14 protein-coding genes are annotated in these 13,596 nt (G+C 51.9%); 8 read left to right on the top strand and 6 right to left on the bottom strand.

Annotated features, from left to right (window positions below; translation table 11 throughout):
- Positions 1 to 11: 11 nt before the first annotated feature.
- Positions 12 to 923, bottom strand: coding sequence for a ribosome small subunit-dependent GTPase A (gene rsgA, locus ACH50O_RS15165; RefSeq protein ID WP_446808609.1), 912 nt, complete (start codon positions 921 to 923; stop codon positions 12 to 14).
- The gene (locus tag ACH50O_RS15160) at positions 923 to 2,173 is read right to left on the bottom strand and encodes a M48 family metallopeptidase (RefSeq protein ID WP_446808608.1); all 1,251 of its coding nucleotides are present in this window, start codon (positions 2,171 to 2,173) and stop codon (positions 923 to 925) included. The genes rsgA and ACH50O_RS15160 overlap by 1 nt, the downstream gene beginning before the upstream one ends.
- Positions 2,174 to 2,262: 89 nt before the next feature.
- Here ACH50O_RS15160 and orn point away from each other — a divergent pair, with 89 nt between their 5' ends.
- The 4 genes from orn (at position 2,263) to ACH50O_RS15140 (ending at position 5,377) form a co-directional block, all read left to right on the top strand.
- On the top strand, positions 2,263 to 2,808 hold the full coding sequence (gene orn / locus ACH50O_RS15155) for an oligoribonuclease (protein WP_446808607.1): 546 nt from the start codon (positions 2,263 to 2,265) through the stop codon (positions 2,806 to 2,808).
- Complete coding sequence (gene crcB, locus ACH50O_RS15150) at positions 2,808 to 3,515, top strand: fluoride efflux transporter CrcB (protein WP_446808606.1); 708 nt, start codon at positions 2,808 to 2,810, stop codon at positions 3,513 to 3,515. Before orn ends, crcB begins: the two co-directional genes overlap by 1 nt.
- A gap of 42 nt (positions 3,516 to 3,557) precedes the next feature.
- Positions 3,558 to 4,829: a serine--tRNA ligase gene (serS, locus tag ACH50O_RS15145; RefSeq protein WP_446808605.1), complete on the top strand. Its 1,272-nt coding sequence runs from the start codon at positions 3,558 to 3,560 to the stop codon at positions 4,827 to 4,829.
- Between the two features lie 158 nt (positions 4,830 to 4,987).
- Positions 4,988 to 5,377: a group I truncated hemoglobin gene (locus ACH50O_RS15140; RefSeq protein WP_036279150.1), complete on the top strand. Its 390-nt coding sequence runs from the start codon at positions 4,988 to 4,990 to the stop codon at positions 5,375 to 5,377.
- A 60-nt stretch (positions 5,378 to 5,437) separates the two neighbouring features.
- Here ACH50O_RS15140 and ACH50O_RS15135 read toward each other — a convergent pair whose 3' ends face one another.
- Positions 5,438 to 7,468, bottom strand: a complete 2,031-nt coding sequence (locus ACH50O_RS15135; RefSeq protein WP_446808604.1) for a methyl-accepting chemotaxis protein — start codon at positions 7,466 to 7,468, stop codon at positions 5,438 to 5,440.
- Positions 7,469 to 7,594: 126 nt separating this feature from the next.
- Positions 7,595 to 7,864, bottom strand: coding sequence for a hypothetical protein (locus tag ACH50O_RS15130; protein ID WP_446808603.1), 270 nt, complete (start codon positions 7,862 to 7,864; stop codon positions 7,595 to 7,597).
- Between the two features lie 206 nt (positions 7,865 to 8,070).
- On the opposite strand from ACH50O_RS15130, the gene ACH50O_RS15125 reads away from it, so the two are divergent.
- A complete protein-coding gene (locus tag ACH50O_RS15125; protein ID WP_446808602.1) occupies positions 8,071 to 8,796 on the top strand; it encodes a pentapeptide repeat-containing protein in 726 nt (241 codons plus the stop codon).
- Positions 8,797 to 8,819: 23 nt separating this feature from the next.
- Here the strand turns inward: ACH50O_RS15125 and ACH50O_RS15120 are convergent, their stop codons facing one another.
- Positions 8,820 to 9,611 carry a symmetrical bis(5'-nucleosyl)-tetraphosphatase gene (locus tag ACH50O_RS15120; protein WP_446808601.1) on the bottom strand — a complete coding sequence of 264 codons (792 nt, stop codon included), beginning with the start codon at positions 9,609 to 9,611 and terminating at the stop codon, positions 8,820 to 8,822.
- Between the two features lie 353 nt (positions 9,612 to 9,964).
- Positions 9,965 to 10,372, bottom strand: a complete 408-nt coding sequence (locus ACH50O_RS15115) for a DUF805 domain-containing protein (protein ID WP_446808600.1) — start codon at positions 10,370 to 10,372, stop codon at positions 9,965 to 9,967.
- 267 nt (positions 10,373 to 10,639) lie between these two features.
- On the opposite strand from ACH50O_RS15115, the gene ACH50O_RS15110 reads away from it, so the two are divergent.
- The 3 genes from ACH50O_RS15110 to ACH50O_RS15100 all read left to right on the top strand — a co-directional run bounded on the left by ACH50O_RS15110 (position 10,640) and on the right by ACH50O_RS15100 (position 13,512).
- Positions 10,640 to 11,848: an HD-GYP domain-containing protein gene (locus tag ACH50O_RS15110; RefSeq protein WP_446808599.1), complete on the top strand. Its 1,209-nt coding sequence runs from the start codon at positions 10,640 to 10,642 to the stop codon at positions 11,846 to 11,848.
- Between the two features lie 267 nt (positions 11,849 to 12,115).
- Positions 12,116 to 12,391 carry a hypothetical protein gene (locus ACH50O_RS15105; protein WP_446808598.1) on the top strand — a complete coding sequence of 92 codons (276 nt, stop codon included), beginning with the start codon at positions 12,116 to 12,118 and terminating at the stop codon, positions 12,389 to 12,391.
- Positions 12,392 to 12,666: 275 nt separating this feature from the next.
- On the top strand, positions 12,667 to 13,512 hold the full coding sequence (locus ACH50O_RS15100; RefSeq protein WP_446808597.1) for an acid phosphatase: 846 nt from the start codon (positions 12,667 to 12,669) through the stop codon (positions 13,510 to 13,512).
- The last annotated feature ends 84 nt before the right edge of the window (positions 13,513 to 13,596 follow it).

Genomic DNA, 13,596 nt, shown 5'->3' with positions numbered 1-13,596 from the left:
CAAGGCGGACCTTAATTGCGATTGCCCGGCGGCATCTTTTCTCTGAGTTTTAAGAAGCGCTGATAACGCTCGGTAGCGATTTTGCCTGCTTCTACCGCCAGTCGCACCGCACAATCCTTGTCGTTGACATGCCGGCAGTCGTTGAAGCGGCATTTGGAAATGTGCGGCTGAAACTCTCTATAACCCCAAGCCAGTTGCGCTTCCGATAAACCGGCCAAGCCAAATATCGCGACGCCGGGGCTGTCGATTAGATTGCCGCCGCCCGGTAAATGGTAAAGTGTCGCGGCCGTGGTGGTGTGGCGGCCGTGGCGGGTGATTTCCGAGACGCTGTTGATTTTTAAATTGCGCTCCGGCAATAGCGCGTTGGTCAAGGACGATTTGCCGACCCCGGATTGGCCGGCGAACATGCTGGTTCGTTGCGACAAAGCCTGTTGCAAGTCGCCGATGCCGATTTTTTGATTGGCGCTGACTCTATGCAGGCTGTAGCCCAAGTTTTGGTAATACGCCAGCCCTTCTTCAACCGCAGGTGACAGCGGCAGATCGACTTTATTCAGCACCAGCGCCGCATCGATATTGCAGTTTTCGCAGATTGCCAGATATTGATCCAGCAGCAAAAAATCGCATTCAGGTTCGGCGGCGAAGACGATGAAAATGGTATCCAGATTGGCCGCTACCGGCCGGGTGTCGTTACCTCGGCTGGGACGCTGCAACACTGAGCGCCTGGGCAGTATCTGCTCGATGCGGCCTTGCTCGGGGGAGGACATGGAAAGCATCACCCGGTCGCCGACGACCACGGTGTCCAGTTTGCGTAAAGTCTGGCAAAGCACGAGTTGCTCGGCAGCTAAACCGGCATCGTCGCTCACCTCGACGGCGATGCCTTTGCCGAGATGGGCGACCACCAAGCCCTGGTGTAGGTCTGCCATCAGGCGGACTGCATCTTTTCTTCGATATGCGCTATGCGGATCGCGGCGGGCGGATGACTGTAATGGAACGCCGAGTAAAGCGGATCGGGCGTCAGGGTGCTGGCGTTTTCTTCGTAAAGTTTCACCAAACCGCTGATCATTTTGCTGCCTTGGGCGTTACGGGTAGCAAAGTCGTCGGCTTCAAACTCGAATTTACGCTGAAAGTAGGCGCTGATGGGTTGCATGAAGGTAGTAAACACCGGCGACACCAGCATAAACAGCAACAACGCGGCGGCGTTGGAATGGGTGCTGACGCCCAAACCGTCGAAAAACCAGTCCTGAGTGATCAACCAGCCTAAAACAGCGAAGCTGATCAAGGTCATGATCGACGACGCCACCAGCATTTTGATGGTGTGTTTGCATTTGAAGTGGCCTAACTCGTGAGCCAGAACCGCTTCCAGTTCTTCCTCGTCCAGCGAATTGACCAGGGTGTCGAAGAACACGATGCGCTTGTTATTGCCCAAGCCGGTGAAATAAGCGTTGCCGTGGCCGGAGCGACGCGAGCCGTCCATGATGAAAATGCCTTGGCTGTTAAAGCCACACCGTTCCAGCAAACCCTGAATGCGTTGCTTCAACGAGCCATCCTGCATAGGTTCGAATTTGTTGAACAGCGGGGCGATCACGGTCGGGAACAGCCAGCTCATCAACAGCGAAAAGCTCATGATGATGGCCCAGGCATACAACCACCACAGGCCGCCAATGCTGTCCATGATCCACAGGATCAGCGCCAGAATCGGCAGGCCGATCACCAGCGTCAAGCCCATCGACATGATTTGATCTTTGGCAAATTGCGGTAGCGTATTTTTATTGAAGCCGTATTTTTCTTCGATGACAAAGGTTTGGTACAAGCTGAAGGGGATTTCGACGACTGTCATCAACAGAAAAATGCTGGCCATGGATAGCAAACTGGCTATCAGCTGTGACAACTCGAAGGTCGACCAGAAATCGAATACCAGGCTGATCCCGCCTCCCAGGGTTAGCGCCAGCAGAAATACCATGCCCACCACGCTGTCGATGTCGCCCAGTTTGCTTTTCTCTATGGTGTAATCCGCTGCCTTTTGATGCGCGCTGAGCGATACCCGGTCTTGGAAGGCGGTAGGCACCTGCTCGCGGTGCTGTAGAACGTAGGATTTCTGGCGTATCGCCAGCCAGAATTGGATGCCGTAGGAAAGAACTAAAGCCGCTAAAAAAATGCCAGTAAACGTGTTCATCAAGCCTATGTAGTTGGGGTTAACAATTAGCGGTACAGATTAGCTAATGCTACAATTTGCCGCAACATTATTAATACCATGGAATGAAAATGGCTCAAGATGCCGATAATCTTATCTGGATCGATCTGGAAATGACAGGCTTGGATCCTGATAACGATCTGATCATCGAAATCGCCACGGTAGTCACCGATAAACATTTGAATATTCTCGCCGAAGGTCCGGTGATGGCGGTGCATCAAGCCGATGCTGCGTTGGCGGCTATGGACGACTGGAATCAGAAACATCATGGGCAGTCCGGTTTGATTCAGCGGGTCAAGGATTCAAAAATCGATGCAGCCGAAGCAGAAGCGCTTACGCTTGAGTTTTTGCAGAACTGGGTGCCAGCCAGAACGTCGCCGATATGCGGCAACAGCATTTGCCAGGATAGGCGGTTTTTGTATCGCTATATGCCTAAGTTGGAAGCGTTTTTCCATTACCGCAACCTGGATGTGTCTACCGTGAAGGAACTGGCCGCGCGCTGGGCGCCGCAGCTAAAGGATGGCTTTAACAAGCAGGCCTCGCACAAAGCGCTGGACGACATCATCGAGTCCATCGAAGAATTGCGTTACTACCGGGAAACGTTCTTTAAATTCTGATGTTGCAATTGTTCGCGGTCGCTTTGGGCGGCGCCATCGGCTCTATGTTGCGCTACCTGGCCTCCAGCGGCGTGTATCTGTGGCTGGGCAGGGGCTATCCTTACGGCACTTTAACCGTCAATTTGCTGGGCTCTTTTTTGATCGGGCTGATGACCGAAGCGCTGATTCTGCAGCGCCTGACCATAGCTTTGGAGTACCGTACTGCGATTATTGCTGGCGTGATGGGCGGCTTTACCACCTTTTCCAGCTTTTCCCTGGAAACGTTTTATTTGTTGGAGCAGGGTCAAATCGGTAAGGCCGGTCTAAATATTGTAGCCAGCGTGTTCGGTTGCCTGCTGGCGGTGTGGGCCGGTCTGGCGTTGGGGAAAGGGCTGTTTTTCTATTCGCAAGGCACGTTACGTCTGTTCGATTGGCCGTTTCCTTATGCATTGACACTGGTTAATGGCATCGGAGCGTTTTTGATTGGCCTCGTCGCTACCGTTTTGATGCACAAACTCAATATATCAATAGAGCACCGAGCGATTTTGGTGACCGTTTTGATTGGCGTATTCATCACGCTGTCGGGCTTATATTTAATCCTCTATTTGCTGGAAAGCGGCCATTCCTTCGAATCGCATATCGGGGCGATGCTGACCGTTTTTATAAGCAATACCGTTTTTTGTGGCGCTACGCTGTGGTTGGGTTTGTGGCTGGGCAAGCAGGTATAGCCGCCGTATTATCTCTTTTTTTAATTCAGGATATTCATCACCATGCTAGACCCCCGTTTATTCAGAAGCGACCTGGAACTGGTCCTGCAACAATTGCAAAGACGCGGCTTTCAATTCGACGCCGACGCCTATCAAGGACTTGAAGACCGGCGTAAAGACGTTCAGGTCAAAACTCAGGAATTGCAGAACGAACGCAACACCCGCTCCAAAGCCATTGGTCAAGCCAAGGCCAAGGGAGAGGATATTCAGCCCCTGCTGGATCAAGTAGCGGATTTGGGCGATCAGCTGAAAGCAGCGGAATCCGAACTGAATGACATTCAAAATCAGTTGAATACCTTGCTGGAAGGCATTCCCAATATTCTCGACGAAGCGGTGCCGGCCGGTAAAAGCGATGCGGACAATCAGGAAGTCAGCCGCTGGGGCGAGCAACGCCAGTTCGATTTTACCCCGAAAGATCATGTTGACTTGGGTGAGCCCTTGGGGATGAATTTCGAACTGGGCGCAAAAATCGCCAGCGCCCGTTTCGTGGTGCTGGCAGGCAAACTGGCTACTTTGCAACGCGCGATTATTCAACTGATGCTGAATACCCATATCAATGAGCACGGTTATCAGGAAACCTATGTGCCGTTCCTGGCCAATGCCGATAGTTTGCGCGGTACCGGGCAATTGCCCAAGTTCGAGGCCGATCTGTTCACGGTCAAGAATGATCCGACGTTTTATCTGATCCCTACCGCCGAAGTGCCGGTCACCAACATCGTCCGCGATGTGATCGTAGAAGCCAAGCAGATGCCGTTGAAATTCGTTTGTCATTCGCCGTGTTTCCGTAGTGAAGCGGGGGCGTATGGCAGCGATGTGCGCGGCATGATACGGCAGCATCAATTCGAAAAAGTCGAGTTGGTACAAATCGTCACCCCGGAAACCTCTGCTCAGGCCCATGAAGAACTGACCGTGCATGCCGAAGTCATTTTACAAAAGCTGAACTTGCCGTATCGCAAAGTGTTGCTGTGCGCGGGGGACACTGGTTTTTCATCGTCTAAAACCTACGATCTGGAAGTGTGGTTGCCCGGTCAGCAGAAATACCGCGAGATTTCCTCCTGCAGTAACTTCAAGGATTTTCAGGCGAGGCGCTTGCAGGCGCGTTGGCGCAATCCGGAAACCGGTAAACCGGAATTGGTACATACCTTAAATGGCTCCGGATTGGCGGCCGGCCGGACTTTGATTGCGATAATGGAAAATTATCAAAACGAAGACGGCTCAATTACGGTACCGGAAGCGTTGCGACCATATTTGGGCGGTCTTGAGAAGATTCAATAACTTACAAATCATCGGGTCTTTGGCGGTGCGTAAATAGTTTGGATGCGAAACTATCATCGGGTATCATCGCCGCCGAGGCCGCTAAATCAGTCAAAAATCAATAGTTTGCCGATTTAGCAGACGCCTCGTAAATTAGAAAATTATAACGAGGGGGTAATATGAGTGAAGCAAACGAAGTTCAAGGACCATCTTTGTACGAGCGTATCGGTGGCGAAGCGGCGGTGAATGCCGCAGTTGATGTGTTCTACGGCAAAGTGCTGGAGGATTATCGGATCAACCGCTTTTTCGAAAGAACCGACATGGCTAAACAAGCCGAGCATTTAAAAACCTTTATGACGGTGGCTTTTGGTGGCCCCAATAACTACACCGGACGGTCCTTGCGCGATGGCCATGCACGCCTGGTAAAAATGGGTTTGAACGACTCGCATTACGATGCCGTGATGGAGCACCTGGGCGCGACCATGCAAGAATTGAACGTTCCAGCGGATCTGATTGCGGAAGCCGCCGCACTGGTGGAAAGCGTTAGAGGCGAAGTACTGGGTAAATAGAACCGGTTCCGCTACCCTGTTAGTGCGATGCAGACCTAACAAGGTAGTGGATTCTCGTGGCTAGAGCTTGAGTTTAAACTGCTTGGTCAGTTTCTGTAAGTTTTCCGCCAGCTGTTTTAGCTGGCGGGCTTCGGCGGTAGTCTGATTCGCTCCGCTGCTTGTGTGTTCCCAGAGGCTGGTTATGTGGACGATATTCCGATTAATTTCCTCAGTCACTGCCGTTTGTTCTTCGGCCGCGCTGGCGATTTGCAGATTCATCGCATCGATGGTTTCCACCGATTGGCTAATCGCTTCGAGCGATTGCATCGCTTCCCGAGATTTTTCCACGCCTATGTGAGCTTGTGTGCGGCTGCGCTGCATTACGGCGACAGCTTCGCGCGAACCGTTCTGCAACTTCATTATCATGTTTTCGATTACCGCAGTCGATTCTTGCGTACGGCTTGCCAGGTTGCGAACTTCATCCGCCACTACCGCAAATCCGCGGCCTTGTTCGCCGGCTCGGGCCGCTTCAATCGCCGCGTTCAATGCCAATAAATTGGTTTGCTCGGCGATACTTTTAATCACGTCAACTAAGGAACCTATCGATTCGCTGCTTTTCTCCAGGCTTTGCATCACGTTAGCCGCGTCTTCGATGTCTTTAGCCAATTGGCTGATCGATACGGTGGCACTTGCCACGACGTTTTTACCGTTTTTTGTTTGTTCGTTGGCATTGCTGGCGGCATGTGCGGCGGTGCTGGTGGTGGTGGCAACATCCTGAATGGTGGCGCTCATTTCGTTCACTGCGGTCGCCACCGAGGTCGTCTCATCCCGCTGCCGATCGAGATGAACGGCGCTTTGGCCGGCAACTGTGTAAACTCTCTGCGCCGAAGTGTGCAATTCGCTGCTGGTATGGATGATTTCTTTGAGTAAGGCCGAACAGGTTTCTATCATGGTATTGAAGTTTTCGGCAATTTCCCGCATTTCATCGTTCGAATCGATGCTGACTCGGGCGCTCAGATCGTTTTGGGCAACGAGTTTAGTTGCGGAATTAATCGCGGTTATGTTGCGGCTGACCGACCGAGTTAAACCCAGCAACAGTACAATCACCACCAATAAAACTCCCAGCAATCCTGCCAACGTCAGTTGCAGAAATCGGTCGGCCGCCGCGCTGCGGGCTTGGAAAATGAGGTCAAGTTCCTGTGTCAGCCCGCTGTAAAGCTGGTAAGACTGTGTGATTGCCTGAGTAGCTGTGTCGAACACTGTGTTGCTGTCAACGGAAATGTTTTCGCTTTCGATCAATTGCTGCCGTAATAAATCGAGCATGGTTTGCAAGGCTTTTTGGTAGTTTTCGTTGGTGCCGCGCAGATTTCGGGCAACCTCCGGATTTTCCGTAAAAGTCACGTTAAGGCCGTCATCGACTTTGTGGGCATGCGTCTCTATATTGGCGATCAAGATCAGCAATTTCGTCAATAATTGCGGAGTGTAGCTGCCTTTGGCGGCGATTCCCGACGCCAGGGCTCGCGTTTGTCCCATTACTTCGATTAACTCCGGTAAATCGGATGTCAGCGCGAAGCCCATATGAAAACTGTCGAGCTGCGGGTCGAGAATAATGCCGGATGTATTTGAAATATGGTCCAGCAGCTTTAAGCCATCGGCAATTAACTGATTGTGAGCGGCTATCGTCTGGCTTAACTCTTGTTCCATAGAGTGGGTTTTGATGTCGTTCCATTGCTGGTTGAGCTTGGCGAGCATGCTGTCGGTTTGCAATGTGTCCCGCAGCTCGCCGTCCACTTTTTCAAGCGCCGCAAAATAGCCGTCGATCTCGGCGCGTTTGTTAAAAATGCGTTCCTTAAATTGAGTTGCGCCGTTGCGAAAGGCGTTGGTCATGCCCCGGTGTTGTTGAATATGTTCGATAGGCTGTCTCAGGGCGGCGATGTAGCGTAAGCCGAGGCGTTCTTGTTGCAACGAGCTGGTCTCCGCCTGAAATTGCTTTATCAAGGCGCCGGCCATGAGCAGCATGGGAATCAGCACGACAGTGAACAGTAGCGCGAATTTGGCCGGATAGCGTAGTCTATCCATCAAAGCGATTGCAGGCGAAATTAGAAAATCCATGGCTAAGATCCTGGCGATGTTGTTGAGGCGAGCGTATCGGCAACTATAGTTGCATTATGTTGTTTGGTGTAAGCCATTCTAGTAAATTTAATCGGTTGCATTACGGTCGCTAATCATTGGGATGAGCTAAAGGCGTGCGATCAGCAGGATTGCCGCCGATACAATTAAACAGCTTCCTGCCAGCCACGATCCCAGGCGCGATGTTTTTTTGGATACCCGTAACGCTATGATGGCGGCCAGGGAAATCAGTAATGCCGGATAGGCCAAGAGGATTGCTAGCGCCGGCAGCGTGGTGCTGGGGTCGGCGTCTTCTGCCGTGTAATAGCTGAAGCAGCCTAAGCTCGGTAGCGCTACTATCAGGGCCAACATTAATAATTTGTGACTAAGGTCGTTCATAGCTAAAATCCTGGGTATGTTCTCGGGAAGAATAGCCTTTAACTCGATATTAATGCAGTTTGACGCGCAAACCGCATGATCGGCGGCCAAGTGCGGCGTTTTTATGTTGGGGTAATTGTGCCTAAATCTAACCAGTTGGATTGCGATTTGCTAAAATCCACAAATAGCTGTTGTTTTGACAGCCTAGCCCGCTTTGGGGAGTAGTTATGCAAGACGATTCCGGTAGTTGCCGAGCATTGATAGGTTTCAGTCTGTGTTTTTGGCTATTGCCTTGCTCATCCGCTGAGCTTACTCGCCAGGATGTTATCGGCATTATTGCCAAAGCCGGCATTGAACAGCCCAAATTGGCTAAAAAAGACTTATCGGGATTGGACTTATCCGGAATCGCGTTTAACAAAGCCGATTTATTCTCCGCCAATCTCGATGGCGCCAATCTGAAACAGGCCGGGTTGACCGGTGTGAATCTAAATCTTGCGCGTATCCGGCACGCGAATTTGCAGAACGCCGATCTGTCGGGTGCCAGTCTGTACGGGGTGACGATGGATAATTCCGATTTGTCCGGCGCGGATCTTAGTGGTAGCCGTATCACCGGCTCATTGAACAATGTCAATTTAACCGGCGCCAAACTCCATCGGGCCAATCTTGGCGCGAATTCCGAGAGTCCTCGCAAAGGATTGGCTTTGTTGGAAATGCAAAATGCCGTTTTGAACAACGCCAATTTGAGCGGAGCCAATTTGAATTACGCGCTAATGGCCAATACCTCATTTCGCAACGCCGATTTGCATGGCGCTCAGCTTATCTGGGTTGATTTGACGGACGCCAATTTAAACGGCGCCAATATTACCGACGCCGATTTCAGAAGCGCCAAGCTCGACGGCGCGAATTTGGACAATATACTCGGTGCGGATACCGCGTTGGGTTTTAGACAATAAATAGGACCGGCTGCTGCGTGGCGTTAAGTAGCAACGCTGATAGTTTCAGGTTGCGCCGATAATTTCAAGCCCGATATTGTGCCTTGCGTAGGCAATGGATAAATACCCGGATAGGGTGTGTCGGCAAAAGCGGCCGTGTCGGCAAACACCACGTTCAATTGCGTTGTCGAACGATTGGGCAGGCGATACCAGGGTAGTAATCCGGCGGCTTGCGAATCCGCGGCGCCGGTCGCGTTAAAGTCCAGTTTGCCTTGTTCGTTGCAATACTTCATCAGGGTATAGGCGTTGGCGATAAAATTCAGCCGTTTCCAGCCCCGCAATTTGGCGTGCCAACGCGATTGATCTTGTTTCCGATTTTCCAGAAAAGCCGCGTAATTGCTGCCCGAAAGTACCGATTCCACTTCATAGCCAAAGGTCAAGGCCTGGCTAAATGTCCATTCGCCGGGAATGCCGGCATGCACCAATGTGAAATTCAGTTTAGAGTCGTGATGAATCAAGCTGCGCCGACGCAGCCAGTTTAACAATTCCTCTCGATCCGGAGCATTGAGCAATTCTTCCAGCCTATCGCCGGTATCCGGCGGGCAAAAGTCCTGTGCCAGCGCCAACAAGCGCAGTTCCTGCGAGCCTAAAACCGTAACTGCTGATTTGCCCAAATTTTTGACATAACGGAGGACTTGTAAAGAATCGGCTCCCTCATTTACCAGATTGCCGGGAAACCATAGACGATCTTGTTCCGGATCGAAGCGGATTGCTTCCAATAACTTCATCAGGGACTCAAAATCGCCTTTTACATTGCCGATGGCATAGGTAGTCATAGAGATTTGGTTTCCCAGTCATGTTGGATTCAAAGAAATCGGGCGGCGCTAATCCGTAGTCTTGAGCCGGCTTAGACAATCCTTTCCCGACAGTCTTTCAATTATGATGCCATGAACCAAAGTAATGGTTCCGCAGCATGGATTTGGCCGGGAATCTTGTTGTTTTGGCGGATAACCTTTTGATTTAGCTTTGGTGTTTTGCCGTCGATTGGCCCCGGCTCATCGACAGGACGGATAGATCATCTCTTCGGAGCGAGCGGGCTATTTGTCGGAAAACCCTGGCTGTTGCGCGTTAAATGTCGTTTAGACGACAGGCGCGACCCATGTGTTTTCGGTTCGCATACCGGTATCGCCTACCAAATCCGCAGGATCAACACCGGTAACCAGGGTAATAACAGCAGTATCAAGCCAGTGAGCCATGTATCCCATGAAGGCGCCGAGGACGGGGCTTCAAGTTGGTCCGCCGCAGGATTGCTAGGCACAAAGATCAGGACCAATGCGACTAAGGCCATCAGCGGCGGTGCGAACAGAAAGCCTAATAAAATGCCCCAAGCTGAAGAGCCTATGTCGCGCGCCCGTTTAATCATGGCGGTTGCGCCGAGCAGCGCGCATACCATTGCAATAGCCAGATAAAAAGGTGCGGCGTATTCGTCGTGCGAGCCGCCGGTGTTAATCTTGAGCGCGTATAACGGCAGTAATATGGCATTGATGATGCCAGGCAGTCCCATGGCCAGATATCGGGATCGGTTATAGCGCAACATGCTTAATCACTCCACATTGGGTGGTTGGTCGAAAAAGGCGGCTAGCCTAGCCCAAGTGCCGGCAAATGCCAATGGTGTTGACCTTTGCCGGCTCTCGGCAGTGAGATATGTGTCGGCCTCCTCCGGTAAATGCAGCTTAGGCGTAAGATAAATTAAAACTCGTGGTCAACGCATTGCCGATAGCGGGTAAGCTGAAGTAAATTAACCGGCCGGACTTCTCTTGCGTCGGAGACAATCCTGGCGCTATCACCATCGGCAAACCAAGCGATGATCAAAAAAATCGATGTGACCGATCTTAAGCCCAGGATGTTTATTCACGACATCAATTGCCCGTGGATAGACCATCCCTTCTTGCGCGACAGTTTTCTGGTCGAGTCGGTTCGTGACATCGAAAAAATCGCTGCCTACGGTATTCGGCAGGTCTACATCGATACCGAGCGCGGGCCGGATATGCCGCACGCGCCCACAGTCCATGAGGTGCATCGGCAGCTTGACGACCATCTGCAGCATTTGGGACGAACCCTCAAGCGCGCGCCTCCGCCGCCGGTCGGTGTCGAAAAGGAACGTGTCAAAGCCAAACAAATCTGCCGCGAAGCGGGTCGCATCGTACAAAATATTCTGCTGGATTGCCGGCTGGGCAAGCAGGTTGAGCTGGAGCAAGTGGAGCCGGTTGTTTCCGATATCGTCGATTCGATTTTCCGCAACCCCGATGCCATCGTCAGTTTGCTCAGAATCAAGCAGGCCGACAAATACACCTTTCAGCATTCGGTGGCTGTCGGCACCCTGTTGATCAGTTTTTGCCGAGCGATGGAGATCGAGCGTAAAACTATTGAATTGGTTGGCCTGGGCGGTTTGTTGCACGACATCGGCAAAATGCAGGTGCCCAATAACATTCTTAACAAGCCCGGCAAACTGACCGAAAGCGAATTCGAGATTATGAAAAACCATGTGCGCTATGGTTGTCTAACCTTGGAAAAAACACCGGGCATGTCGACGATCGCGCTGAATGTGGCCGCCGAACATCATGAATGCTACGACGGCAGCGGCTATCCGCGCGGCTTGAAAGGCGACGAAATCAGTCTTTACGGGCAAATGGCATCGGTGGTGGATGTCTACGATGCGCTAACCTCGACGCGTATCTATCACGTCGGTATAGAACCCACCGAAGTATTAAGAAAATTACTGGAGTGGGGCAATCACCATTTCAAATTGACGCTGGTACACCAATTTATCCGTACCATCGGTATTTATCCGGTCGGCACCCTGGTGCGGCTGGATAGCGGCTATTTGGCCGTCGTGGTTGAGCAGCATCATGAAAACCTACTGCATCCCAGGGTCCGCGCGATTTTTAATAGCCGATCCCGCAGTTACATGCCGCCACGTGATTATGATTTGTCCAGCCCGGGTTGCCATGACCGGATTGCTTCGTTTGAAGTGCCGTCGCGTTGGGGCATCGACCCGGGCCGGTATCTTTAGCGGGAAGCCGACATAAGCCGGCAGACGGATTTGAATAGTTAAGTTTGCTGGAAAACCATACGCAAAGTTCGGTGCTTGTATCCGATGCGATAAGGCAAAAGCAGCGGGATAAATCTGCAATCTATAAATATAAAAAACCTATAGATTTAATAAAAACAATCAATTTTATTTATTGAAAGAGGTTCTTCACAATAGTCTCCAAGCCGGAAAGGTCGCAATCTCAAGCGCATCGCCGGCGGTTTAACAACAATTACCAGGAGACTGATCATGAAAACTCAAGCAAACATTCAAACTATCGTTGCCATTGTATCCGTCATCGTATCGGGCGCGGTTAGTGCCCACGGCGATCAACTCACTGCTGTCAATTTGGCGAAAACCCAGGTGATGGAGGTGGTCTACGACGACCCGGCTTATAATCGCGGCATCCACGGTTATCCCAGCCTCGTACCTTCGGTGCCGGTGGAGCGGGGAAATATCCTTTACGTTGACAAAGCGGTCGGGCAGGCGATTTACAGCTATCCGCGCAACGCCGGTTCGCGGTAATTTCGTGCTGGTTGGCATGGCTTGGGACGAGGCATTATCTCGCCCCAAGTTTTTGCCGGGTAGAGCGGGCTTTGGCCGAATTTCTCTGGCCGTAACGATGCACCCCCATGACGCTGCGCTAATTCCTGTAACCAAACACAGCATTGCAAACTGCGAGGTTCCCAATCGATAGCTGATAGTTTCGCCCCGTGTCAATTTATTTAGCCTCCTGCAATAGCGATAACAATTCGATGCATAATGCACCGGTCGTTCATTCGCTTACAGGGAGCAAATCCATGCAAAATAAGTTAAACACTCAATTTGGCCGGCTGTGCGGTTTATTGTTGTTAAGCAGCGCGTTGCACGGCGCGCTGGCGGACAGCGCGGCAGTGCTGATGCCGCCGGAAATCGGCGGCAATAAAGAACGCGGCTATTTGCCCGCCGACGATGTGCCGGACAGTCTAAGCTTGCTACCGCCCCCGCCAGCCGAAGGTTCGGCGAACTTTGCGCTGGATCTGACCTATAGCCAAAAAAGCTTTAGCCTGCGCAATACGCCGGCTTGGGCATTGGCGATTCAGGATGCCGACCTGAGTTTTCCGAATGCGGCCGGGGCTTATTCCTGCGCAATCGGCTTACCGTTGGACGAGAAACATACCCCGCATCTTTACGCCTTGTTGAAGAAAGTTAAACAAGATGCCGGCGCGGCTACAGGCGCGGCGAAGGATCGCTATAAGCGGCCGCGACCCTTCATGGTCAACGATGCCCAGTTTTGCACCCCGGATGACCGCGCGCGACTGGCAGCCGGCGGCTCTTACCCGTCCGGACACAATGCCATTGGAATGGCCTGGGGGTTGATCCTGGCCGAACTCGTCCCGGCACGGGCCAACGCGATACTGGCTCGCGCCCAGACATTCGGCCTTAGCCGCGTCGTTTGTAACGTGCATTGGTACAGCGATACGGTTTGGGGGCGCTACCTGGGTGCTTACACGGTCGCTAAACTACACGCCGATTCGCAGTTCCAGGACGATTTGAGTGACGCGAAAGAAGAATTGGAGGATTTGAATGAGAAGGGTTTTAAACCGGTCCGAGATTGCGATGCGGAGCAGGCTGGAATCGATGCGCAGAAAGTGCTGGCTCAGTGAGCCGTATATGGAATTTTGTCGCCAGGCTATCGCCCAAAATAGAAGAAGCCCGGGAAAGACGGGCTTCTTCAGCCCGGTGAAAAA

This window comes from Methylomonas sp. 2BW1-5-20, assembly GCF_052474515.1.
This window is presented reverse-complemented; position numbering and strand designations above follow the sequence as displayed.